The sequence below is a fragment of the Sphingomonas sp. BK580 genome (assembly GCF_014194975.1).
Classification (GTDB): domain Bacteria; phylum Pseudomonadota; class Alphaproteobacteria; order Sphingomonadales; family Sphingomonadaceae; genus Sphingomonas.
This window is the reverse complement of sequence record NZ_JACIAY010000002.1, coordinates 605,110-627,170: the sequence shown is the minus strand read 5'-3', so window position 1 is coordinate 627,170 and position 22,061 is coordinate 605,110. Positions and strand designations below refer to the sequence as shown.

22 protein-coding genes are annotated in these 22,061 nt (G+C 71.6%); 8 read left to right on the top strand and 14 right to left on the bottom strand.

Translation table 11 applies throughout. The annotated features are described in order from the left end of the window. Positions 1-25: 25 nt before the first annotated feature. The 3 genes from ntrC to dusB are packed head-to-tail and all read right to left on the bottom strand — an operon-like array spanning position 26 to position 3,536. Positions 26-1,468, bottom strand: a complete 1,443-nt coding sequence (ntrC, locus tag FHY05_RS06275) for a nitrogen regulation protein NR(I) (protein WP_183943499.1) — start codon at positions 1,466-1,468, stop codon at positions 26-28. Further along, entirely contained in the window at positions 1,465-2,526 is a 1,062-nt protein-coding gene (locus tag FHY05_RS06270; protein WP_183943498.1) for an ATP-binding protein, read from the bottom strand. The genes ntrC and FHY05_RS06270 overlap by 4 nt, the downstream gene beginning before the upstream one ends. Next, positions 2,523-3,536, bottom strand: coding sequence for a tRNA dihydrouridine synthase DusB (gene dusB, locus FHY05_RS06265; RefSeq protein ID WP_183943497.1), 1,014 nt, complete (start codon positions 3,534-3,536; stop codon positions 2,523-2,525). The genes FHY05_RS06270 and dusB overlap by 4 nt, the downstream gene beginning before the upstream one ends. A gap of 81 nt (positions 3,537-3,617) precedes the next feature. Here dusB and FHY05_RS06260 point away from each other — a divergent pair, with 81 nt between their 5' ends. From FHY05_RS06260 to FHY05_RS06250, 3 genes are read left to right on the top strand one after another with little or no spacing between them, the layout of a single operon-like run. After that, a complete protein-coding gene (locus FHY05_RS06260; protein WP_183943496.1) occupies positions 3,618-4,745 on the top strand; it encodes a bifunctional 2-C-methyl-D-erythritol 4-phosphate cytidylyltransferase/2-C-methyl-D-erythritol 2,4-cyclodiphosphate synthase in 1,128 nt (375 codons plus the stop codon). Beyond that, positions 4,742-5,281, top strand: coding sequence for a hypothetical protein (locus FHY05_RS06255; protein WP_183943495.1), 540 nt, complete (start codon positions 4,742-4,744; stop codon positions 5,279-5,281). Before FHY05_RS06260 ends, FHY05_RS06255 begins: the two co-directional genes overlap by 4 nt. Continuing rightward, entirely contained in the window at positions 5,278-5,814 is a 537-nt protein-coding gene (locus tag FHY05_RS06250) for a CinA family protein (RefSeq protein ID WP_183943494.1), read from the top strand. The genes FHY05_RS06255 and FHY05_RS06250 overlap by 4 nt, the downstream gene beginning before the upstream one ends. On the opposite strand, the gene FHY05_RS06245 is transcribed toward FHY05_RS06250, so the two are convergent. Then, positions 5,742-6,236 (bottom strand): type II toxin-antitoxin system RatA family toxin, encoded by a 495-nt coding sequence (locus FHY05_RS06245; RefSeq protein ID WP_183943493.1) that lies wholly within the window; start codon positions 6,234-6,236, stop codon positions 5,742-5,744. The two genes, FHY05_RS06250 and FHY05_RS06245, sit on opposite strands and share 73 nt — an antisense overlap. Then, complete coding sequence (gene lipA / locus FHY05_RS06240) at positions 6,223-7,143, bottom strand: lipoyl synthase (protein WP_183920357.1); 921 nt, start codon at positions 7,141-7,143, stop codon at positions 6,223-6,225. Before lipA ends, FHY05_RS06245 begins: the two co-directional genes overlap by 14 nt. Before the next feature lie 54 nt (positions 7,144-7,197). Between lipA and FHY05_RS06235 the strand changes: the two genes are divergently transcribed. Next, positions 7,198-7,827, top strand: a complete 630-nt coding sequence (locus FHY05_RS06235) for a carbonic anhydrase (protein ID WP_183943492.1) — start codon at positions 7,198-7,200, stop codon at positions 7,825-7,827. A 185-nt stretch (positions 7,828-8,012) separates the two neighbouring features. Here the strand turns inward: FHY05_RS06235 and aspS are convergent, their stop codons facing one another. Continuing rightward, the gene (aspS, locus tag FHY05_RS06230; RefSeq protein WP_183943491.1) at positions 8,013-9,836 is read right to left on the bottom strand and encodes an aspartate--tRNA ligase; all 1,824 of its coding nucleotides are present in this window, start codon (positions 9,834-9,836) and stop codon (positions 8,013-8,015) included. Positions 9,837-10,009: 173 nt separating this feature from the next. Here aspS and rnd point away from each other — a divergent pair, with 173 nt between their 5' ends. Both rnd and FHY05_RS06220 read left to right on the top strand, forming a co-directional pair. Next, on the top strand, positions 10,010-11,182 hold the full coding sequence (rnd, locus tag FHY05_RS06225; protein WP_183943490.1) for a ribonuclease D: 1,173 nt from the start codon (positions 10,010-10,012) through the stop codon (positions 11,180-11,182). After that, the gene (locus FHY05_RS06220) at positions 11,179-11,490 is read left to right on the top strand and encodes an I78 family peptidase inhibitor (RefSeq protein ID WP_183943489.1); all 312 of its coding nucleotides are present in this window, start codon (positions 11,179-11,181) and stop codon (positions 11,488-11,490) included. The genes rnd and FHY05_RS06220 overlap by 4 nt, the downstream gene beginning before the upstream one ends. 136 nt (positions 11,491-11,626) lie before the next feature. Here FHY05_RS06220 and FHY05_RS06215 read toward each other — a convergent pair whose 3' ends face one another. From FHY05_RS06215 to FHY05_RS06200, 4 genes are read right to left on the bottom strand one after another with little or no spacing between them, the layout of a single operon-like run. Beyond that, positions 11,627-13,126 carry a Ppx/GppA family phosphatase gene (locus FHY05_RS06215; protein WP_260181278.1) on the bottom strand — a complete coding sequence of 500 codons (1,500 nt, stop codon included), beginning with the start codon at positions 13,124-13,126 and terminating at the stop codon, positions 11,627-11,629. 5 nt (positions 13,127-13,131) lie between these two features. Next, a complete protein-coding gene (locus tag FHY05_RS06210) occupies positions 13,132-15,312 on the bottom strand; it encodes an RNA degradosome polyphosphate kinase (RefSeq protein WP_183943488.1) in 2,181 nt (726 codons plus the stop codon). Beyond that, positions 15,309-15,929: an HdaA/DnaA family protein gene (locus FHY05_RS06205; RefSeq protein ID WP_183943487.1), complete on the bottom strand. Its 621-nt coding sequence runs from the start codon at positions 15,927-15,929 to the stop codon at positions 15,309-15,311. Before FHY05_RS06205 ends, FHY05_RS06210 begins: the two co-directional genes overlap by 4 nt. Beyond that, complete coding sequence (locus tag FHY05_RS06200) at positions 15,926-17,170, bottom strand: heavy-metal-associated domain-containing protein (RefSeq protein ID WP_183943486.1); 1,245 nt, start codon at positions 17,168-17,170, stop codon at positions 15,926-15,928. Before FHY05_RS06200 ends, FHY05_RS06205 begins: the two co-directional genes overlap by 4 nt. Positions 17,171-17,233: 63 nt before the next feature. Here FHY05_RS06200 and purM point away from each other — a divergent pair, with 63 nt between their 5' ends. Further along, the gene (gene purM / locus FHY05_RS06195) at positions 17,234-18,325 is read left to right on the top strand and encodes a phosphoribosylformylglycinamidine cyclo-ligase (RefSeq protein WP_183943485.1); all 1,092 of its coding nucleotides are present in this window, start codon (positions 17,234-17,236) and stop codon (positions 18,323-18,325) included. Further along, positions 18,322-18,912: a phosphoribosylglycinamide formyltransferase gene (gene purN, locus FHY05_RS06190; protein ID WP_183943484.1), complete on the top strand. Its 591-nt coding sequence runs from the start codon at positions 18,322-18,324 to the stop codon at positions 18,910-18,912. The genes purM and purN overlap by 4 nt, the downstream gene beginning before the upstream one ends. A 153-nt stretch (positions 18,913-19,065) precedes the next feature. Here purN and FHY05_RS06185 read toward each other — a convergent pair whose 3' ends face one another. The 4 genes from FHY05_RS06185 to FHY05_RS06170 form a co-directional block, all read right to left on the bottom strand. Next, positions 19,066-19,590 (bottom strand): GNAT family N-acetyltransferase, encoded by a 525-nt coding sequence (locus FHY05_RS06185; protein ID WP_183943483.1) that lies wholly within the window; start codon positions 19,588-19,590, stop codon positions 19,066-19,068. 1 nt (position 19,591) lies between these two features. After that, positions 19,592-20,014 carry a nucleoside-diphosphate kinase gene (gene ndk / locus FHY05_RS06180; protein WP_183943482.1) on the bottom strand — a complete coding sequence of 141 codons (423 nt, stop codon included), beginning with the start codon at positions 20,012-20,014 and terminating at the stop codon, positions 19,592-19,594. A gap of 74 nt (positions 20,015-20,088) precedes the next feature. Further along, on the bottom strand, positions 20,089-20,529 hold the full coding sequence (locus FHY05_RS06175; RefSeq protein WP_183943581.1) for a DNA polymerase III subunit chi: 441 nt from the start codon (positions 20,527-20,529) through the stop codon (positions 20,089-20,091). A gap of 32 nt (positions 20,530-20,561) precedes the next feature. Then, positions 20,562-22,016, bottom strand: coding sequence for a leucyl aminopeptidase (locus FHY05_RS06170; protein WP_183943481.1), 1,455 nt, complete (start codon positions 22,014-22,016; stop codon positions 20,562-20,564). Positions 22,017-22,061 lie beyond the last annotated feature (45 nt).

Sequence of the window (22,061 nt, the reverse complement as noted above, 5' to 3'; positions counted from 1 at the left end):
CACAGAGAACACATATTTCGGGATCTTACCCTTCGTCCGATCCCGCCGACCGCGCGCCCGGGCTGATCCCCAAGGCGTCGAGCCGCTTGCGCAGCGTGTTGCGGTTGAGCCCGATGGCGCGGGCGGCGCGTAGCTGGTTGCCGCCGTGGCGCGCCAGCATCGCCGCGATCAGGGGCCGCTCGACCGCGCCGATCACGCGATCGTAGAGCGAGCCGTCGTCGAGCGCGCGCGGCTGCTCGCGCGCGAGCCGCTCGATCATCGCTTTGACCGCCGCCTCGATGCCCGGGTCGGGCAGCGCCTCGGCCGATGTGGGAACCGCGCCGATCGTCGCCATCACCTCCGCCGCGCCGATGCGATCGTCGCGCGACAGAGCGGCGAGACGCCGCATCAGGTTCTCGAGCTCGCGCACGTTGCCGGGCCAGTCGTGCGCCTCCAGGGCGGCGACCGCCTCGGCGGCGAGGGTCTTGCGCGGCAGTCCCGCCTCGGCGGCGCGGTCGAGGAAATGGCGCGCCAGCTCGGCGACGTCGCCGCGCCGCTCGCGCAAGGCGGGCAGCGCGATCGGGACGACGTTGAGGCGGTAATAGAGGTCCTCGCGGAACTGCCCGCCGGCGACCGCCTGCTGCAGGTCGCGGTTGGTGGCGGCGACGATGCGGACATCGGCGCGGATCGTGCGCGCGCCTCCCACGGTGGTGAACTCGCCCGACTGGAGCACGCGCAGCAGCCGGGTCTGCGCCTCGATCGGCATGTCGCCGATCTCGTCGAGGAACAGCGTGCCCCCCGCGGCCTGCTCGAAGCGGCCGGCGCTGCGCTGTGCCGCACCCGTGAACGCGCCCCGCTCGTGCCCGAACAGCTCGGCCTCGATCAGCTCGCGCGGGATCGCCGCCATGTTGATCGGCACGAACGGCGCGGCACGGCGCGCGCCGAGGTCGTGGATCGCGCGCGCGACCAGTTCCTTGCCCGTGCCCGACTCGCCCGAGACCAGCACGGTGAGGTCGTTCGAGATCACGCGCGCGATGACGCGGTACACGTCCTGCATCGCGGGCGAGCGACCGATCAGCGGCAGCTGCTCCTCCTCGACCGCACGATCCTCCGCCGCTGCGCCGCCGCGCTTGAGCGCCGCCGCGACGGTGCGCGTCAGCGTATCCAGGTCAAACGGCTTGGGGAGATAGTCGTAGGCGCCCGCCTCGGTGGCGCGCACCGCGGTGGTCAGCGTATTACGGGCGGAGAGCACGATGACGGGCATGTCGGGGCGCTCGGTCGCGAGCCGGCCGGCATGGTCGATGCCGTCGCCGTCGGGTAGCACCACGTCGGTCACCAGCACGTCGGGCGGGTGGGTGCGCAGCTCGCGCGCCATGTCGGCGAGGCTGGCAGCGGTGCGGACCGAGTGGCCGGCGCGGCGCAGCGCGTGCGCGACCACGGTGCGCACCGCGTCGTCGTCGTCGACGATCAGGATACGACCGCCGGTCACGACGCGCGCGGCAGCAGCAGGCGGAAGACGGTGTGATGCGGCTGGCCCTCGCGCGCATATTGCACGATCCCACCCATGTCACGCACCAGCTTGTCGACCAGCGCCAGCCCCAACCCCTTCCCCTCCGGGCGCCCCGACACGAACGGATCGAAGAGATGGTCGGCGATGTCGTCGGGCGCACCCGGCCCGGTGTCGATCACGCACAGCTCGATGGGCAGCGCGACTCGCTCCCGCCCCTTGCCCGTCGCCACGGTGATGCCGTGGCGATAGGCGGTGGTGAGCGTGATCCGCCGTTCGCCGCGCTCGCCCAGCGCCGCGGCGGCGTTCTTGAGCAGGTTGAGCACCACCTGGAGCAGCGCGTCGCGGTTGCCGAGCACCGGCGGCAGCGAGGGATCGTAGCGCTCGTCGATCGGGATATCGCGCGCGAACCCGGCCAAGGCGACGCCTCGCGCGTGCGCCAGCAGCGGGTAGATGTTCAGCGACGCCACCTCGCGCGGGCGGGTGTCGGTGAAATCCTCCATATGATCGATCAGCGCGGCGATCCGGTCGACCTCGGTGATGACCAGCGCGGTGAGCTCGTCGGGCGCCGCGCCGTCGGCGATCAGCTGCGCTGCGCCGCGGATGCTCGACAGCGGGTTCTTGATCTCGTGCGCCAGCATCGCCGCGGCGCCGACCGCGGCGCGCGCCGCCGCGGCGCGGTCGCCCGAGACGCCGAGCCGGCGCGAGGCGGCGGCATGGTGGAGCGTGATCGTGCGCCAGCCGGGCTGGTCGACCACCGCCGCCTCGACCAGGTCGACGCGGACGCGGGCACCGCCGCGCGTCTCCACCTCGACGTCGAAGGCGGCGAAGGCGTGGCCGGCGCGACGCGTCTCCGCGTCGGCCACGCCGAGCAGCTCGGCGACGGTCTGCCCGCGCATCGCTCGCTCGGAGAGGTTGAGCAGGGTCTCTGCCTCGGCGTTGGCGCGCTCGACGCGATCCTCGGGATCCACCACCAGCACCGCCACCGGCAGCGCGGCGAGCAGCTCGGCCTCGCTCGGCCCGCGCTGCGTCGATCTCACGCGGCGTCCCGCATCCGGTGCGGGGCGTAGAAGTCGGCGAGCATCGCCTTGACGCGCCCGGGGTCGGGCTCCTGGTTCACCGCGTTGCGGAACTCGGCCGAGCCGTGGATCCCCTTGGTGTACCAGCCGATGTGCTTGCGCGCCATGTTGACGCCGGTGACGACACCATAGTGGCTCAACATCATCTCATAATGTTCTGAGATCACGTTGTATTGCTTGTCGAGCGTCGGATCGGGCCGGCGTTCGCCGGTGGCGAACCAATGCATCACCTGGCCGAGCAGCCACGGCCGGCCATAGGCACCGCGCCCGATCATCACACCGTCCGCGCCGGACTGGGCCAGCGCGGTCTCGGCGTCGTCGATCCCGCAGATGTCGCCGTTGACGATCACGGGGATCGCCACCGCATCCTTGACGCGGCGGACGAAGCCCCAGTCGGCGCTGCCCTTGTACATCTGGTTGCGGGTGCGGCCGTGCACCGTGACCATGCGCACGCCGAGGTCCTCCGCGATGCGCGCGAGCTCGGGTGCGTTGAGGCTGTCGTGGCACCAGCCCATCCGCATCTTGAGCGTCACCGGCGCGTCGACCGCGCGCACCACTTCCTTCACGATCGCCGCGGCGAGCCCGAGGTCGCGCATCAGCGCCGAGCCGGCGTCGCCGTTGGTCACCTTGCGGACCGGGCAGCCCATGTTGATGTCGATGATCGCCGCGCCCTTGTCGCGCGCCAGCCGCGCCGCCTCGCCCATCTCATGCGGGGTGCAGCCGACCAGTTGCATCGACACCGGCTCCTCCGAGACGTGCCACATCGCCTTCTGCAACGACTGGCGCGTCTCGCGGATCGCCGCCTGGCTCGCGATCATCTCGGTGACGTTGAGCCCCGACCCGTAGCGCCGGACCAGGGTACGGAACGGCTGGTCGGAGACGCCGGTCATCGGCGCGAGCACGACCGGCTGGTCGACGCTCACCTCGCCGATGCGGATCGGCGTGAGCCGGGAAGGAAGAGGCTGGTTCATCGCTGCTGCTCGAAAAATGGGCAGGTAGTCGACGCGCACCGCTCTGGCAAGGACGACGCGGAGCGGCTAGGGCGCGCCGCCATGACCACGGTCGCCCTCATCGTCGCCGCCGGCAGCGGCTCGCGCAGCGGCAGCGCCGCGCCGAAGCAATATGCGCCCGTCGCGGGGCGGCCGATGGTGGCGTGGAGCCACGCCGCGCTCTCGGCCCATCCCGCCATCGACCGGGTGATCGTCGTGATCGGCGCAGGGCAGGAGGACATGATCGCGGCGGCGGTGCCCGGCTCAGATTGGGTGATCGGAGGCGCCGAGCGCCGCGACTCGGTGCGCGCAGGGCTGCAGGCCGCCGCTGGCGCGACGCGCGTCCTGGTGCATGACGCGGCCCGACCGTTCGTGCCGCACGCAGTGGTCGACCGGTTGCTCGCCGCGCTGGCCGACGCGCCCGGCGCGATCCCGGTGCTGCCCGTCGTGGACACGCTGGTAGCGACGGACGGCGCTACGATAGCGCGGGAGACACTCGCGCGCGTGCAGACGCCGCAGGCGTTCGACGCCGCCACACTGGCGCGCGCGCACGCGGCATGGGAGGGCGGCGCGGCCACCGACGACGCGCAGATGGTGCGCGCGCTCGGGCTGAGCGTGGCACAGGTCGAAGGGGACATGATGCTCGACAAGATCACCTACCCCGCCGATTTCGCCGCCGCCGCGGCGCGGATCGGCATGGAAACCCGCTCGGCCAGCGGCTTCGACGTGCACCGGCTCGAGGACGGCGAGGAGCTGTGGCTCGGCGGCGTGCTGGTCCCGCACCACCAGGGTCTCTCCGGCCACAGCGACGCCGACGTCGCGCTCCACGCCATCACCGACGCGGTGCTCGGCGCGATCGCGGCAGGCGACATCGGCACGCACTTTCCGCCGAACGATCCGCGCTGGCGCGGTGCCGAATCGGGACAGTTCCTCGCGCACGCGCGCTCGCTGGTCGAGGCGCGCGGCGGGCGTGTCACCTTCGTGGACCTCACGCTGATGTGCGAGGCCCCCAAGATCGGCCCGCACCGCGCGGCGATGCAGCGGCGCATCGCGGAACTTCTCGGCCTGTCGACCGATCGGGTCAGCGTGAAAGCGACCACCACCGAACGACTCGGCTTCACCGGACGTGGCGAGGGCATCGCGGCGCAGGCGGTCGCGACCGTGCTTCTGCCCGCCGAGCTGAGCGCATGAGCCGCCTCCCCTCGCTCGCCGCGGCGCTGGCCGCGGTCGCGCTCCTCGCCGCGCCGCCCGCCGCGGCGCAGGAGCGCTGCCTCTCGAGCACCGACGCCGAGTCGATCGCGCTGGTCGCCATGCCTGAGATCATCCGCGATGCCGGCCGCGTCTGCGCCGCGCTGCCGGCCTCCAGCCTGCTGCGGAAGTCGGACAGTGCGCTGCTCCAGAAATATGATCGCGAGGCCGACCGCGCCTGGCCCGCGGCGCGTACCGCGATCGCCAAGCTCAGCGACCCGGCGGTGGAACTGCTGCTGCTGAGCGACTATGCGCGCCCGATGCTGACCTCGCTCTTCGCGCCGCAGATCACCGGGCGGATCCAGCCCGGCGACTGCGCGACGCTCGACCGGCTGGTGACGCTGCTCGAGCCGCTGCCGGCGCGCAATACCGCGGCCATCGTCGTCGCGACGCTGCAATATCTCAAGGCCGAGAAGACCAAGGGCAAGCGCGACGCCATCCCCGATCTGCCGGTCTGCGCCGCGGCGGCCCAGCCGTGAGCGAGGAGGTCCTCCCCCAGCAGCTGGTCGAGGCGGCACGTCGCGTGATCGACGCGAACCGCGCTGCCAAGCGCCGCGTCGCGGTGGCGGAGAGCTGCACCGGCGGCCTCGTCTCCGCCGCGCTGACCGAGATCGCGGGTTCGTCCGACGTGTTCGACGCCGGCTTCATCACATATTCGAACGAGGCGAAGCAGCGCCAGTTGCGCGTCAGCGGCGACGTGCTCGACACGTTCGGGGCGGTGTCGATCGCGGTGGCGTGGAGCATGGCGCAGGGTGCGCTGGCGCAGTCCGCGGCCGATGTCGCCGTGGCGATCACCGGGGTCGCGGGTCCGGGCGGCGGGACCGAGAAGAAGCCGGTCGGCACCGTGGTGTTCGCTCGCGCCGAGCGCGCGGGAGATCCCGCCAACGTCGTCGCCGACAAGCGCTTCTTCGGCGACCTCGGCCGCGCCGGGGTGCGGCTTCAGGCGGCGCTGTGCGCGCTGGAGCTGCTGCTGCCCGAGCCCGACGAGGAGCCTGCGACCGAGTCGCCGTAGAGCGCGCACGCACGCTCCTCGAAGGCGCCGATCATCTTGCGCAGCGCGACGCCGAACACCTGCCCCGCGAGCATCTCGAACATCCGGTTCTTGAAGGCGAAGTCGACGGTGAAGTCGACCAGCGAGCCGCCCTCGCCGTCGGGACGGAAGCGCCAGTCGTTGTGGAGGTACTTCAGCGGCCCGTCGACGTACTCGACGCGGATCGTGTCCGGCCGCGCCTTCGCCACCTTCGACGTGAAGGTCTCGCGCAGTCCCTTGAAGCCGACGATCATGTCCGCCAGCGTCTCGGTATCGCCGTCGCGGCGCACACGCATCGCGGTGACCCAGGGCAGGAACTCCGGGTAGCGGCGCACGTCCGCCACCAGGTCGAACATCTGCTCGGGGCTGTAGGGCAGCCGGCGGGTCTCGCTATGCTTGGGCAAGCTTGGCCTCGCGCGCTGCCCGCATCTTCGCGAAATCGTCGCCGGCGTGGTAGCTCGACCGCGTCAGCGGCGACGACGCCACCAGCAGGAAGCCCTTGGCACGCGCGATCGCGGCATAAGCGTCGAACGCCTTGGGGGGCACGAACTCGGCCACCTTGGCATGGCGCGGCGTGGGCTGGAGATACTGGCCCATCGTCAGGAAATCGATGTCGGCCGAGCGCATGTCGTCCATCACCTGGTGGACCTCGAGCCGCTCCTCGCCGAGCCCGAGCATGATGCCCGACTTGGTGAAGATCGACGGGTCGAGCTTCTTGACACTCTCGAGCAGCCGGATCGAGGCGTAGTAGCGCGCCCCCGGACGGATCGTCGGGTAGAGCCGCGGCACGGTTTCCAGATTGTGATTATACACGTCTGGACGCGCCGCGACGATGGCCTCCACCGCGGCTTCGTGCTTGTTGCGGAAATCGGGTGTGAGGATCTCGATCGTCGTCGTCGGGTTGGTGCGGCGGATCGCCTCGATCACCCGTACGAACTGCCGCGCGCCGCCATCGGGCAGGTCGTCGCGGTCGACGGAGGTGACGACGATATGCTCCAGGCCCATCTGCGCGGCGGCGTCGGCGACGTTCTGCGGCTCCATCGGGTCGACCGCGCGCGGCATGCCCGTCTTGACGTTGCAGAAGGCGCAGGCGCGCGTGCAGGTGTCGCCCAGGATCATCACGGTCGCGTGCTTCTTGGTCCAGCACTCCCCGATGTTCGGGCAGGCGGCCTCCTCGCACACGGTGGTGAGGCTCTTCGAGCGCATCAGCGCGCGCGTGGCGGCGAAGCCCTCGCTGGTGGGCGCCTTGACGCGGATCCAGTCGGGTTTGCGCTGGCGCGCCGGAGCCGGAAGCGGAGTCATCTCGTTCATGCCGTCGCAGATAGCGGCTGGCAGTCTTCGAAACAACGGAAGGGTAACTGACGAATGAGCAAGTTCCACGATATGATCGACGGCTACTACCGCTTTCGCGGTAACGAGTGGCTGGAGGAACGCGAGCGCTGGACCGAGCTGGCCGCCGGCCAGTCGCCCAAGGTGATGGTGATCGCCTGCTCGGACAGTCGCGTCGATCCCGCGACCATCTTCGGCAGCCGCCCGGGCGAGGTGTTCGTCGTGCGCAACGTCGCCGCTTTGGTGCCGCCGTTCGAGACCGGTGGCGGGCGCCACGGCGTCTCGGCCGCGCTCGAGTTCGCGGTCACCGTGCTCCAGGTCGAGGAAGTGCTGGTGCTCGGGCATGGCGCGTGCGGCGGCGTCAAGGCGGCGCTGTCGGGCGACCTCAAGCAGGCCGAGCCGGGCCATGGCGGCTTCGTCGCGGCGTGGATCGACCTGCTCGACGACGCGCGCGAGAAGGTGATCCACGAGCACGGCCAGGGCGCCGAAGGTCAGACCGCGCTGGAGCAGGAGGGCGTCAAGGTCTCACTCGCCAACCTGATGACCTTCCCGTTCGTGCAGGAGCGAGTCGAGGCGGGCAAGCTGCGGCTGCACGGCGCGGTCTTCGCGATCGCCGACGGCAAGCTGCGCGTGCTGCAGGACGACGGCCACTTCGAGCCGGCGTGAGGAGGCTGGGGCGCTCGCGGGAGCGGGCGCCCCGTTACCCTTCAACGCACCTCTATCTACCCCGGCGAACGACGGGGTCCGGTTGGGAAGGCCGTGGTGAGACCCACCAACGTCCCCCTACTGCACCCCGGCGTTCGCCGGGGTGGCGCGTAAAGGTGAGGCGACCACCTCCTACCCTACTCCCCTCAGCCCGCCGCGGGCGCCACCAGCGCGTCCTTGTCCTTCGGCAGCTCGGCGGTGACCTTGATGTTCAGCTCCTTGAGCTGCTTGGCCGAGACGAAGCTCGGCGCGCCCATCATCAGGTCCTCGGCCTTCTGCGTCATCGGGAAGACGATCACCTCGCGGATGTTGGGCTCGTCGGCGAGCAGCATCACGATCCGGTCGATCCCCGGCGCCGACCCGCCGTGCGGCGGCGCGCCGAACTTGAAGGCGTTGATCATGCCCGCGAAGTTGGTGTCGACGTCGGCCCTGGTATAGCCCGCGATCTCGAACGCCTTGTACATGATGTCGGGGCGGTGGTTCCGGATCGCGCCCGACGACAGCTCGATGCCGTTGCAGACGATGTCATACTGATAGGCGAGGATGTCGAGCGGGTCCTTGGTCTCCAGCGCCTCCAGCTCGCCCTGCGGCATCGAGAAGGGATTGTGGCTGAAGTCAACCTTCTTGTTGTCCTCGTCATACTCGAACATCGGGAAGTCGACGATCCAGCAGAACTCGAAGCGCGACGTGTCGATCAGCCCGAGCTGGTCGGCGACGCGGGTGCGTGCGAGCCCGGCGAGCTTGGCCGCCTGCGCCTCCTTGCCGGCGGCGAAGAACAGCCCGTCGTCCGGCCCGAGCCCGAGCGCGTCGGCGAGCGCGTTCATCTTCTCCTCGCCGTGGTTCTTGGCGATCGGGCCGCCCCACTCGCCCGCCTTGCGGGTGGCGTAGCCGAGTCCGGCATAGCCCTCGGCCTGCGCCCAGGCGTTCATGTCGTCGAAGAACTTGCGGCTTCTGTCGGCGGTATTGGGCGCCGGGATCGCGCGCACCACGTCGCCCGCCTCGACGATCGCGGCGAAGCGGCCGAAGCCCGAGCCGACGAACTGCGCGCCGACGTCGCTGATGATCAGCGGGTTGCGCAGGTCGGGCTTGTCGTTGCCGTACTTGAGCATCGACTCGCGGTACGGGATGCGGCGGAACGGCAGCGCCGAGACGGTGCGCCCCTTGCCCTGCCAGTCCGCGAACTCCTCGAACACGCCGTGGAGCACGGGCTCGATCGCGGCGAAGACGTCGTCCTGCGTGACGAAGCTCATCTCGAAATCGAGCTGGTAGAACTCGCCCGGGCTGCGGTCGGCGCGCGCGTCCTCGTCGCGGAAGCAGGGCGCGATCTGGAAGTAACGGTCGAAGCCCGCCACCATCAGCAGCTGCTTGAACATCTGCGGCGCCTGCGGCAGCGCGTAGAACTTGCCCGGATGGACGCGGCTCGGCACCAGATAGTCGCGCGCGCCCTCCGGCGACGAGGCGGTCAGGATCGGCGTCTGGAACTCGGTGAAGCCCTGCGCCACCATGCGGCGCCGGATCGAGGCGATCACGCTGGAGCGCAGCATGATGTTGGCGTGGAGCTTGTCGCGGCGCAGGTCGAGGTAGCGGTTGCGCAGCCGGATCTCCTCCGGATACTCGGCGTCGCCGAAGACGGGCATCGGCAGCTCGGCCGCGGCGCTCTGCACCGTCGCCGCGCGCGCATAGACCTCGATCTCGCCGGTCGCGAGCGCGCCGTTCACCGTCGCCTCGCTCCGCCGCTTCACCTCGCCGTCGATCGTCACCACCGATTCGACGCGCACGCCCTCGAGCAGCGTCAGCGCGGGCGAGTCGCTGTCGGCGACGATCTGCGTGACGCCGTAGTGATCGCGCAGGTCGACGAAGAGCACGCCGCCGTGGTCGCGCTTGCGGTGCACCCAGCCCGAGAGGCGGACGGTCTGGCCCGCGTCGTCGGCGGTCAGCGCGGCGCAGGTGTGGGAGCGGTAGGCGTGCATGGGGCGGAAACTCTGGCTACGGCGCCGCGCTTCGCTCCGGGCGCCGGCACCGCGGGAAGCGGCGGCACGGCGGCCGGCGACGCGCCGCGACGGCGGTTGTCGGATGGTCGCCGCCCTCTCGCGTCATTACCCTCTTTGTCAACCCGCGCCTGCCCGGCTATGGGCAGGCGCTTATGCACGTTCACCCCCTGATCACCGACAGCGCGACGCTGGCCAATCTCTGCACCCGCCTCAGCGAGGCGCCCTATGTGATGGTCGACACCGAGTTCATGCGCGAGAGCACCTATTACCCGGAGCTCTGCCTGATCCAGATCGCCGACACCGAGGAGGCCGCCGCGATCGACCCGATGGCGCCGGGCATCGACCTCGCGCCGCTGCTCGCCCTGCTGGTGGACAATGAGGACGTGCTCAAGGTCTTCCACGCCGGCGGGCAGGACATCGAGATCATCTACAATCTCACCGGCAAGACCCCGCACCCTCTGTTCGACACGCAGGTGGCGGCGATGGCGCTCGGCCAGGGCGAGCAGATCGGCTATTCCAACCTCGTCGACAGCTGGCTCGGCATCTCGGTCGACAAGGGCGCCCGCTTCACCGACTGGGCGCGCCGCCCGCTCGACGCGCGCCAGATCGAATATGCCATCGGCGACGTCACGCATCTCGCCGCGATCTTCCCCAAGATGCTGGAGCGGCTGCGCAAGACCGGGCGTGGCGCGTGGCTCGACCAGGAGATGGAGCGGCTCGCCGACCCGGCCAATTACGCCAACGACCCCGACGTGGCGTGGAAGCGCGTCCGCGTGTCGAGCCGCAAGCCCGAGGTGCTCGGACGGCTCAAGGCGATCGCGCGCTGGCGCGAGTTGGAGGCGCAGGCCAAGGACCTGCCGCGCGGCCGCATCGTCAAGGACGAGACGATCGCCGATCTCGCCAGCCACCCGCCGCGCAAGCAGGTCGACCTCGCCAAGGTGCGCGGCCTGTCGCAGACCTGGGCTGGCAACGACATCGGCGCGCGGTTGATGGCGGCGATAGACTCGGCCGCGCCGCTGCCCGAGGCCGAGATGCCGCCGCGCGAGGACCGCAAGCCCGGGCTCGGGCGCGAGGGCGCGCTGGTGGCTGACCTGCTCAAGCTGCTGCTCAAGATCCGCGCGCGCGACATCGACGTCGCCCCGCGGCTGCTCGCGCGCGGCGACGAGCTCGAGGCGCTCGCCGCTGGGCAACGCCATGGGCTGCAGATCCTGCAGGGCTGGCGCTACGACCAGTTCGGCCATGACGCGCTCGACCTCGTGGAGGGACGGCTCGGCTTCGCGGTGCAGGGCGGCAAGCTCAAGATGACGCGGACGGAGGCGGCATGAGCCGCGCCGCGCTCGCAGCTGTCGTGCTGGTCGCGCTGGCGGGCTGCGCGCCCAAGATGGCGACACCCGTGGCTGCCGCGCCGGTCGCGGGCGGCGAAGCACCGGGCGCGCGCTGCGACGCTGGGGCAGCGGCGGCGCTCGTCGGGCGGTCGGCGGACGCGTCGATGGCGGAGGCGCAGCGGCTGAGCCGCGCGCGCACGGTTCGGCGCTACGCCACGGGCGATGCGCTGACGATGGATTACCGCGCCGATCGGCTCAACGTGGAGACCGACGCGCGGGGTACGATCGTCAGACTGAGCTGCGGCTGAGGGGGCTCGCGCCTTTGGACCCGACTTGGCCCGGGATCCACGTTGCCGCCACCTCAGCGGCCGGCGACGCTGCCGGCCCGGCGGGTCCCGGGCCAGGTCCGGGCTCACGAAGAGGCTGAAGTGACCGCCTCTCCTCTCACCCCAGCCGCGGCTGCAAACCCAGCGCCTGCGCCAGCGCCTTATGGCGCTTCTGCACCGTCTCGCCATAAAGCGCGGCGTCATCGCCCGTCAGCGTCACCACCAACTCGCCCGCCTCGACGCGGAGCGAGGAGCGCGCCAGCGGCCCTGCCACGCCGCCGCTGAGCCGCTGCCCCAGCCGCATCGCCGTGCCCCACGCGGCGGCACGCTTGAGCGACGGCTCGTCCGCGAGCAACGTCAGCGGCGGTGGCGGGGTCACCGCGCCGCCCATGCCGGTCCACAACGCCTGACCCAGCATCGCGCGGCCGCGCGCGTCGATCCCGACCCAGTTGCCGTGCAGCGCGATCTCCAGGCCACGCTCGGCGCGGAAATCCGGGTTGGCGCGCCAGCCGACGTCGGCGAGGTGGCAGGCGGCGGTGCGAAGCCGGGCGTCGCCCGCGTCCTCGCCCGCGAACAGCGGCGCGATCCACGCGTCGAGCAGGTCGCCATGCTCGGCGAAACGCCCGCTCACGCGGCCCTCCTCGCGCGTCGCCACCACGAGAGGATCGAGCGCGCGCTCGTCCGCGCTGAGTTCGTCGTAGAGGAGCCCCTCGCGCAGCCCGTAGGCCGAGACGATCGTCTGGGTGCTGCCGAGATGCCGCAGCACCGCGGCGAGCAGCGCGGCGGCGTCGCTGAGCGTCGGCACGCGCCCGCCCGAGATGCCGGGGATCTCGCGCAGTCGCGCCTTGCTGACATGCGCCAGCGTGCGCCGCAGTCGCGCGATCGTCTCGGCGGACATGCCATATTGGTGGATCACCGGCAGCGGGTAGTGCGTGACCACCATGTCGAGCCGCGCGAGCGAGCGCCACGAGCCGCCGACAAGGTACAGCGGCGTGCCCCGCCCCGCCCCGTCCCAGCCGCCCGCGGCGAGCAGGGCGGCTACCCGCTTGTCGAGCAGGTTCCGCTCGCGCAGCGCGCCGATGCGCAGCACGCCGAGCGGGAAGGAAGCGCGCTCGTGCAGTGCGCCGCCGCGCACGCGCACCAGCTCGAGGCTGCCGCCGCCCAGGTCGCCGACGATGCCGTCCGCCTCGGGGATGCCGGAGAGCACCCCCAGCCCCGCCGCCTCCGCCTCTTTCTCGCCGGGTAGCGTCTCGACGGCCAGGCCGGCCGCCTCCGCCACCGCGATCAGGTCGGCGCCATTGTCGGCGTCGCGCACCGCCGCGGTGGCGACGGTGCGCAGCCGCGTCACCTCCATCGCGCGCGCCAGCGCGGCGAAGCGCTCGAGCGCGGTACCGGCGGCGGCCATCGCCTGCTCGTCGATCCTGCCCGACTGCGCCAGGCTGCGCCCGAGTCCGGCGAGCACCTTCTCGTTGAAGAGGATTGAGGGCAGCCGCGGCGGGCCTTGGTAGACGACCAGCCGGATCGAGTTCGAGCCGATATCGATGATCGCGGTCCGCGGCGGGTCGCTCGTCTCGCTCGTGTCGGTCGCGCCGGCGCGAGCGCCGCGCCGCGACGGCAGCAGCCTCAACGCCGCCGCCGCAGCGACAGCACCGGCACCTCGTCGCCGTCGAGCGCGGCGCCGCGTCCGGAGAGCGACGGGTTGACCATGAAGTAGCGGTGAAGGTTGAAGGGCTTGTCCCCCGGCTCCACGCGCACGTAGCTGCCGTCGGGCTGCAGCTCCCAGCTCTGCTCATTGTCGATCAGATTGGCCACCATCACTTGGTCGAGCACTTGATCGTGCACCGTCTCGTTGTCGATCGGCAGCAGATATTCGACTCGCCGGTCGAAGTTGCGCGGCATCCAGTCGGCACTGGAGATATAGACGAGCGCCGCGTCATTGGGCAGCGCGGCGCCGTTGCCGAAGGCGGCGATGCGGCTGTGCTCGAGGAAGCGACCCACCACCGACTTGACGCGGATGTTGTCGGACATGCCGGGCACGCGCGGCTTGAGGCAGCAGATCCCGCGCACGATCAGGTCGATCTCGACCCCCGCGCTACTCGCCTCGTAGAGCTTCTCGATGATCGTGGGGTCGACCAGCGAGTTCATCTTGGCCCAGACCGCGGCGGGGCGGCCGGCGCGCGCGTGCGCGATCTCGCGGTCGATGTCCTGCATCAGCCGGTCGCGCAGGTCGCGCGGGCTGAGCACCACCTTCTCCATGTCGCCCGGCTCGACGTAACCAGTGATATAGTTGAACAACCGCGCCGCATCGCGCCCGACGCGCGGATCGGCGGTGAAGAAGCTGAGGTCGGTGTAGATCCGCGCCGTCACGGGATGGTAGTTGCCCGTCCCGAAGTGACAATAGGTGCGGAACTGCTGTCCCTCGCGCCGCACCACCATCGCCACCTTGGCGTGCGTCTTCCAGTCGATGAAGCCGTAGACGACCTGCACGCCGGCGCGCTCCAGCGCGCTGGCCCATTGCAGGTTCTGCTCCTCGTCGAAGCGCGCCTTGAGCTCGACCACCGCGGTGACCGACTTGCCCGCCTCGGCCGCGGCGATCAGCGCGCTGATCACCGCCGACTGCTTGCCCGCGCGGTACAGCGTCTGCTTGATCGCGACCACGTCGGGATCGTTCGCTGCCTGCTTGAGGAAGGCCAGCACGACGTCGAACGTCTCATAGGGGTGATGGACGACGATGTCCTTGGCGCGGATCGCGGCGAAACAGTCCCCGCCGAACTCGCGGATACGCTCGGGGAAACGCGGCGTGAACGGGACGAACTTGAGGTCGGGCCGGTCCTCGTCCGCGAGCAGCGAGAGGTCGCCGATGCCGAGGAACGAGCCCGTCTCGGTGACGATGGCGTCGGCGCCGCCGAGCTCGTCGCGCAGCACCGCGGCGAGCGTGTCGGGCATGCCGGTCTCGAGCTCGAGACGGATCACGCGGCCGCGACGGCGGCGCTTGATGGCGTTGGCGAAGTAGCGGACGAGGTCCTCCGCCTCTTCCTCGATCTCGATGTCGCTGTCGCGCAGCAGCCGGAACTCGGCCGCGCCGAGCACGTCATAGCCGGGGAAGAGCGCGGGCGCGAAGCGCTTGAGGATCGACTCGGTCGCGACATAGCGCGCGCCCTCGCCCGGCACGCGGACGAAGCGCGGCATCGCCGCCGGCAGCATCACCAGCTCGCGGATCGGCTCCTTGTCCGAGCGCCGCATGAGGTCGAACATCACCGCCATGCCGCGATTGGGCAGGAAGGGAAACGGGTGCGCCGGGTCGAGCGCCTGCGGCGTGATCACCGGGAAGAGCTGTTCGTGGAAGTGGGTCTCGAGCCACGCCTGCTGCTCGGCGTCCAGCGCGGTGGCGAGCGCATGGCTGCCGAGCACCGCGATACCCGCGTCGTTCAGCTCGGCACGGATCTCGCCCCACACGGTCTGCTGGCTCGCCATCAGCGAGTCAGCCTCCGCGACGATCGCGGCGAGCTGCTGGCCCGGCGTCAGCCCGTCGGCCGAGCGCGCCTCGACGTCCTGGAGCTGCTGGCCCTTGAGACCGGCGACGCGCACCATGAAGAACTCGTCGAGGTTCGCCCCCGAGATGGCGAGGAAACGCAGCCGCTCGAGCAGCGGGTGGGCGCGGTTGCACGCCTCCTCCAGCACGCGGCGATTGAACGACAGCCACGACAGCTCACGGTTGAAGTAGCGCCCGCCGTCGCGGTCGACGAACGGGTCGTCGAGCACGTCCTCGGCGTCGATGCGGGCGATGGTGATCGGTCGAGTCATGGATCGTCGCTCTGCGCGGTCAACGCCGCGTCGGGCTGGAGGGTTTCGCGCGCCAGCGGGATCGACAGTCGGCGCCGACCCGCCAGCGCGGCGCGGTCCAGTCTCTCTATAGCATCGATGACAGCGGCATGACTCCGCTCGACCCGCGCGGCGAGCCAGGCGATCAACTCGGGCCGCGCGTCGAGGTGACGGCGCGCGAAGCCCCGCTCGAGCAGCGCGCGCACCAGCGCGTCATCGGGCGCGCCGATCGTCGCCGCCGGGCTGGCGGCGAGGCGCGTGCGCAGGTCGGGCAGCGCGATCGCCCAGGCGGGCGGCAGCGCCGCGGCGAGCAGCAGCAGCGGGCGCCGCTCGTCCTGCGCCCGGTTCCAGGCGTGAAACAGCGCTTCCTCCTCGCGGGTCTCGGCATCGTCGATGAGATAACCGCCCGAGCGCGCCGCGAAGATCTGCCCCAGCAGCGTGCGCCCCGAGCGCGGCGGGCCGGCGACGATCGCGGTGCGCACCGGCCAGGTGGCCCAGTGATCGAGCAGCCGCACCGCGGCGGCGTTGGAGTCGGTGACGAGGAACTCGGCGTCGCGCGCGTCGATGGGCAACGCCAGCGGCAGCGCGAATTGACTCATCCCGCCGGTCCGCGCGGCGGCGCGGCGGCGGGCGCTGGCGCCGCGGGCGTCGCGCCGGGCGGCGCGCGCCGGATCCGCAGCGTCGTGCCGCTGCCGAACACCTGCCAGCCGCGCGCCTCCATCGCCGCGCGGAAGGCCTCGGGCGTGCCCGCGTAGCTCACCGCCATCAGCGAGACGCCGCCGAGCGCGAGGCTGGTCGTCGCCGCCGAGGCAACGCCGGGCACCCCGCGCAGCGCGCCCTCGGTGCCGGTCACCGCGCCCGCGTCGGGGGTGTCGAACTGCACCGTGATGCTGCTGGTGACCGCCGTCGGCGCGGTCAGGTCGGCGAAAGCGTCGGTGAGATCGATGGGGGTCGGGATCGCCTCGGGCATGATCGGGTTGAGCCCGCTGTCCGGGTCGAGCGCGCCGCCGCGCAGCGCCTCCTGGTAGATCGAGTCGAGCCGACGCACTGCCTCGTCGAGCAGCGCGGGTATGCCGCGCGCGCTCCCGACGCGCAGCGTGAAGCCGCGCAGCAGGCGATGATCGGGGCCGTAGCGCGCCTCGAAACTGCCCACCACCGGCCCGCCCGGCCACTTACGCGTCAACCGCGCGGTCGGCATCAGCACGTCGCTCGCCCCATATTGGTCGAGCACGGCACGCCACCAGCCGCGGTCGGGGCGCTGTGTCTCGCCGACGTTGAGCAGCAGCGGATCGGGCCCTGTGCCGCTCGGCCGGACATAGTCGATCGTGCTGCCGCCGGTGCGGAAACGCGCCCATGCTTCCTGCCAGAGCGTCCGCTGCTCGAACGCGGTGCCGACCCCCGTCGCCCATTGCACCGGCACGACGACGAACGGCGGCGAGCGCTCGACATAAGCCGAGACGCCGAGCAGCGCGGCGGTGCGCGCGCGATCGAACAGCAGGCCGAGGCGCGCGATGTAGCGGCTGGGCCCGATCTGCTCCTGCTCGACGACGATGCTCGACACGACCGAGTCGAGCGCGCCGTCGGGCAGCGTCCGCTCGCCCGCGCCGAGCCGCTGCGCGAGCTGAGTGAAGCCCTTGCGCTGCGCCTCGCGCCAGCCGGCGAGCCGCGCCGCCTCGGCGTTGGGTCCCGAGACGTCGACGCGCACGCCGCTGACCTCGAAGTCGTCCGAGCTGTCCACGGCGGCGACGCCGCGGTCGCCGCCCTCGATCTGCGCGACGACGGCGGCGGCGCCGAGCGCGCCCGCGGCCACGGCGGCGATGATGACGGGGAGGCGTCGCATGTCGCGCGTCTTTTGGCGAAGCAGGCGTGGAAATCCAAGCGCGATGTGGCTAGGCGCGTCGCCATGAGCAACGAAGGCTACACCTACGAGCAGGCCGGGGTCTCGATCGCCGCCGGCAACGCGCTGGTCCGCGCCATCGCCCCGCTGGCCCGCGCCACCCGCCGCGCCGGCGCCGACGCCGACCTGGGCGGCTTCGGCGGCTTCTTCGACCTGCGCGCGGCGGGCTTCACCGACCCGCTGCTGGTCGCCGCCAACGATGGCGTCGGCACCAAGCTGAAGCTCGCGATCGAGTGGCAGCGGCACGAGGGCGTCGGCATCGACCTGGTGGCGATGTGCGCCAACGACCTGATCGTTCAGGGCGCCGAGCCGCTGTTCTTCCTCGACTATTACGCGACCGGCCGGCTCGACACCGCGGTCGCGGAGCGAGTGGTCGCCTCGATCGCGGAGGGCTGCCGCATCGCCGGCTGCGCGCTCATCGGCGGCGAGACCGCGGAGATGCCGGGCATGTACGCCGAGGGCGACTATGATCTCGCCGGCTTCTGCGTCGGCGCGGTCGAGCGCGGCGACGTGCTCACCGGCACGACGATCGCGTCGGGCGACGTCATCCTCGGCCTCGCTTCCTCGGGCGTCCACTCCAACGGCTTCTCGCTGGTGCGCCGCCTCGCCGCCGACAAGGCGTGGAAGCTCGACCGCCCGGCGCTGTTCGACCCCGACAAGCTGCTCATCGATCACCTGATGGCGCCGACGCGAATCTATGTCGCGAGCCTGCTGCCGCTGCTGCGCGCCCACAGGATCAAGGGTTTGGCGCATATCACCGGCGGCGGACTGCTCGAGAACATCCCGCGCGTGCTGCCCGCCGGGACGCACGCGATGGTCGACGCCGACGCCTGGGAGCAGCCGCGGCTGATGGCCTTCCTCCAGGCGCAGGGCGCGATCGAGCCGGAAGAGATGGCGCGCACCTTCAACTGCGGCATCGGCATGGCGGTGGTGGTCGGCGCGGATCAGGCCGATGCCGTCGCCGCGGCGCTCCGCGACGCGGGCGAGACGGTCCACACGATCGGGCGGATCGAGGCGGGCGAGCGCGGCTGCACCGTCTCGGGCTCGACCGAGACGTGGAGCGCGCGCGCCGACTGGACCGCGACTCACCGCGCATGAGCGCGCCGGTGCGCGTGGCGGTGCTGGTCTCGGGCCGCGGGTCAAACATGCGCTCGCTCGCCGCGGCGGCCGGCCACGCATACGAGATCGCGCTGGTCGCCTCGGACAAGCCCGAGGCGGCGGGGCTCGCCTGGGCGCGCGAGCAGGGGCTGGCGACCTTCGCGCTGTCACCGCGCGGTATCGGCAAGCCAGCCTATGAGGCGGCGCTCGACGCGGCACTGCGCGCGGCGGGCGTCCAGGTGATCGCGCTGGCGGGCTACATGCGCCTGCTGTCGGACGATCTCGTCGCGCGCTGGCGCGGGCGGATCGTCAACATCCATCCCTCGCTGCTGCCTAAGTACAAGGGTCTCGACACACACGCGCGCGCGATCGCGGCGGGCGACGCGGTCGCGGGCTGCTCGGTCCACGTCGTCACCGAGGAACTCGACGGCGGCGCGGTGCTCGGCCAGGCGGAGGTGCCGATCGAGCCGGGCGACACGCCCGACACGCTCGCCGAGCGGGTGCTGGCGGCGGAGCACCGGCTGTATCCCGAGGAGCTGGCGCGCTTCGTGCGGGAGGGGAGCTGGCGGGAGGGTCGAGTGGCGTAGGGCGACGGCCAGCGAGCGGAAGCGTCCTTTCCCGCCCACCGCGATCGTCCTGAGCTTGTCTGGCGGCGCGGTGGATCCTGTAACGAGTTCGGGATGACGCCGCGAAAGGGCGCGACGCTCGCAACGACGGCGCTGCGTAACGTGTGGCGCGACCTACATCGTCCGCCCGTAGACGCGATCGTCGTGCCAGGTCGCGCCGACCAGGAAGCGACGCTCGCCCACCACCGCGAAGCCGTGCTTTTCGTAGAAGCGATGCGCGCGCCGGTTGCCGCCGTACACGCCGAGCAACATACGACGGCACCCGCTCGCGCGCGCGTCGTCGAGCGCGCGCGCGATCAGTGCCGCGCCCAGCCCGGTGCCGTGGTACGGCGCCAGCGCGTAGATCCGCTTGAGCTCGATGTCACCCCGCAGCGGTGCCACCGGCAGGTCGGGCGGGGTGAGCAGGGTGTAGCCGACCGGCGCCGCGCCGGGCTCGACCTCGGCCAACGTCGCCAGCGCGCCCGCGGCGAGATAGCGCGCGAACGCCGCCGCGCTGCTGTTGCGCGCGACGTGGGTGACGATATCGGCACCGTCGAGCACGCCCGCGAACGCCTCGAGGAAGGTCGCGCCCGCCACCAGCGCGAGCGCATCCGAGTCCGTCGCGCCGGCGCGGCGCAGTCGCCACGCCGGCGCCGTCATCTCAGCCGACGATCTCTTCCGGCTTGAAGAAGTACGCGATCTCGATCGCGGCATTCTCGTCCGAGTCCGAGCCGTGCACCGAGTTCGCCTCGATCGACTCGGCCAGCTCCTTGCGGATCGTGCCCGGCGCGGCGTTCTCCGGGTTGGTCGCGCCCATGATGTCGCGGTTGCGCTGCACCGCGTTCTCGCCCTCGAGCACCTGGACGACCACCGGTCCCGAGATCATGAAGCTGACCAGGTCGCCGAAGAACGGCCGCTCCTTGTGGACGGCGTAGAAGCCCTCGGCCTGCTCCCTGGTCATCTGGATCCGCTTGGACGCGACGACGCGGAGCCCCGCCTCCTCGAGCATCTTGGTGACGGCGCCGGTCAGGTTGCGACGCGTCGCGTCGGGCTTGATGATCGAGAAGGTACGGTTCGCGGCCATGACGGTCACGGGCTCCTGCTGAGAGATAGGGAAAGTGGCGCTCCCCTAGGCGGGGGCGCGGCGCTAGGCAAGCGCTACGCCGCCTGCTCCCAGCGCCCGCTCTCGTTCTGTTTCCAGTAGCGCCGCGCCACGCCGGGATGGTCCGCCAGCGCCTTCCATGCCGCGCGCGCGGGCGCGATCTGATCCTCGGCGAAGAAGTGGAACACGCGCTCGAAGTCGAGCGCGTCCTCGCGCCACTCCCCATCTACCAGCGCGACGTGGCGCGCGCCGTTGGCGGCGTCGAGCGTGCCCGCGATCAGCACCGGCTGGCGCTGGTCGTCGCTGCCGCCCAGCCGCGCGTGTGGCAGGAAGCTGGCGGGCGCGTAGCTCCACAGCAGCCGGTCGAGCGCCAGCCGCTGCTCCTCCTCGGCGGCGACGATCAGCAGCCGCGCGCCGTTCGCCACCACCTTCTCGGCCACCTGCGGCAGCGCGCGCTCGAGCGGCATGCGGGTCAGGTGGTAGAAGTCCACCTGCACCGTCCGCCCGCTCGGATCGCCCGCCACCGGGCTCACGCCTCGCAGGCGTCCGCGACGAAGCGGTCGAGCACGCGCACGCCATAGCCGGTGGCGCCCTTGGCCCAGGTCGGCCCGTCCTTGTCGGCCCAGACCATGCCCGCGATGTCGAGGTGCGCCCAGGCGACGCCCGCGTCGACGAAGCGCTGGAGGAACTGCGCCGCGGTGATCGAGCCGGCGCCGCGCGGCCCGACGTTCTTCACGTCGGCGATCGGCGAGTCGATCAGCCGGTCGTAGGCGTCGGCGAGCGGGAAGCGCCACAGCTGATCACCCGAGGCGCGCCCGGCGGCGAGCAGCGCGTCGGCCAGCGCGTCGTCGTTGCTGAAGAGACCGCCATATTCGTTGCCGAGACTGACGATCATCGCGCCCGTCAGCGTCGCGAGGTCGACGATCCGCGTCGGCTTGTGCTCGCGCTGCACCCAGGTGAGGCAGTCGCACAGCACCAGCCGCCCTTCCGCGTCGGTGTTGATCACCTCCACGGTCTGGCCCGACATGGTGGTGACGACGTCGCCCGGCCGCTGCGCGTTGCCGTCGGGCATGTTCTCGACCAGCCCCATGACGCCGATGACATTGGCCTTGGCGCCGCGCTTCGCCAGCGCGAGCATGGCACCCGCCACCGCGGCGGCGCCGCCCATGTCCCACTTCATGTCCTCCATCCCCGCCGCCGGCTTGATCGAGATGCCGCCGGTGTCGAAGGTCACTCCCTTGCCGACCAGCGCGGTCAGCGGCGCGCCCTCATCCGCGCCGGTCCAGCGCAGCGCGAGGACGCGCGCGTCGCGGGTAGAGCCCTGGCTGACGCCGAGCAGCGCGCCCATGCCGAGCTCGCGCATCTCGGCCTCGGTCAGCACCGTCACCTCCAGGCCCAGCCCGTCCACCGCGGCGAGGACGCGCTCGACGAAGGTCTCGGGGTAGAGGATGTTGGGCGGCAGCGTGGCCAGGAGGCGGGCGAGCGCGACCCCGTCGGTCACCGCGGCGCGGTCGCGCCACGCCGCGTCGCTGCCCACGACGGTGAGCGTCGCGAGGGTGGGCTTCTGCTTGTCGGCGAGCTTGGTGCGATACTCGTCGAAGCGCCACGCGCGCTGCGCCGCGCCAGCCGCGAAGCGTGCCGCCGCCAGCGGCGCCGCGCCGCTGAGGTCGGCGACGGCCGCGGTGACGCCGCTGGTGAGCAGCCGCGCCGTCAGCGCCCCGCCCGCGCGCTCGTAGGCGGCATCGTCACCCGCGCCGACGCCGAGCAGCAGCACGCGGCGCGCGCCAGCCTCGGCGGGGACGAACAGCTCGGCGACGCCGCCCGCCTCGCCGTCGAAGCGCTGGCCCGTCGCTGCCGCGGCGAGGAGGACGTCGGCGCCCTCCACCAGCCCGGCGGTGCCGCCACCCTTCTGTACCGGCAGCGCCAGCACCTCCCCCGCGGCGGGGGCGGTGTCGGGGCGGGTGGCGGCGAACGCGATCTTCATGCGACTGTCCTTCTCGATCATGCGCGTTGAATAAGGCCGAGCGCG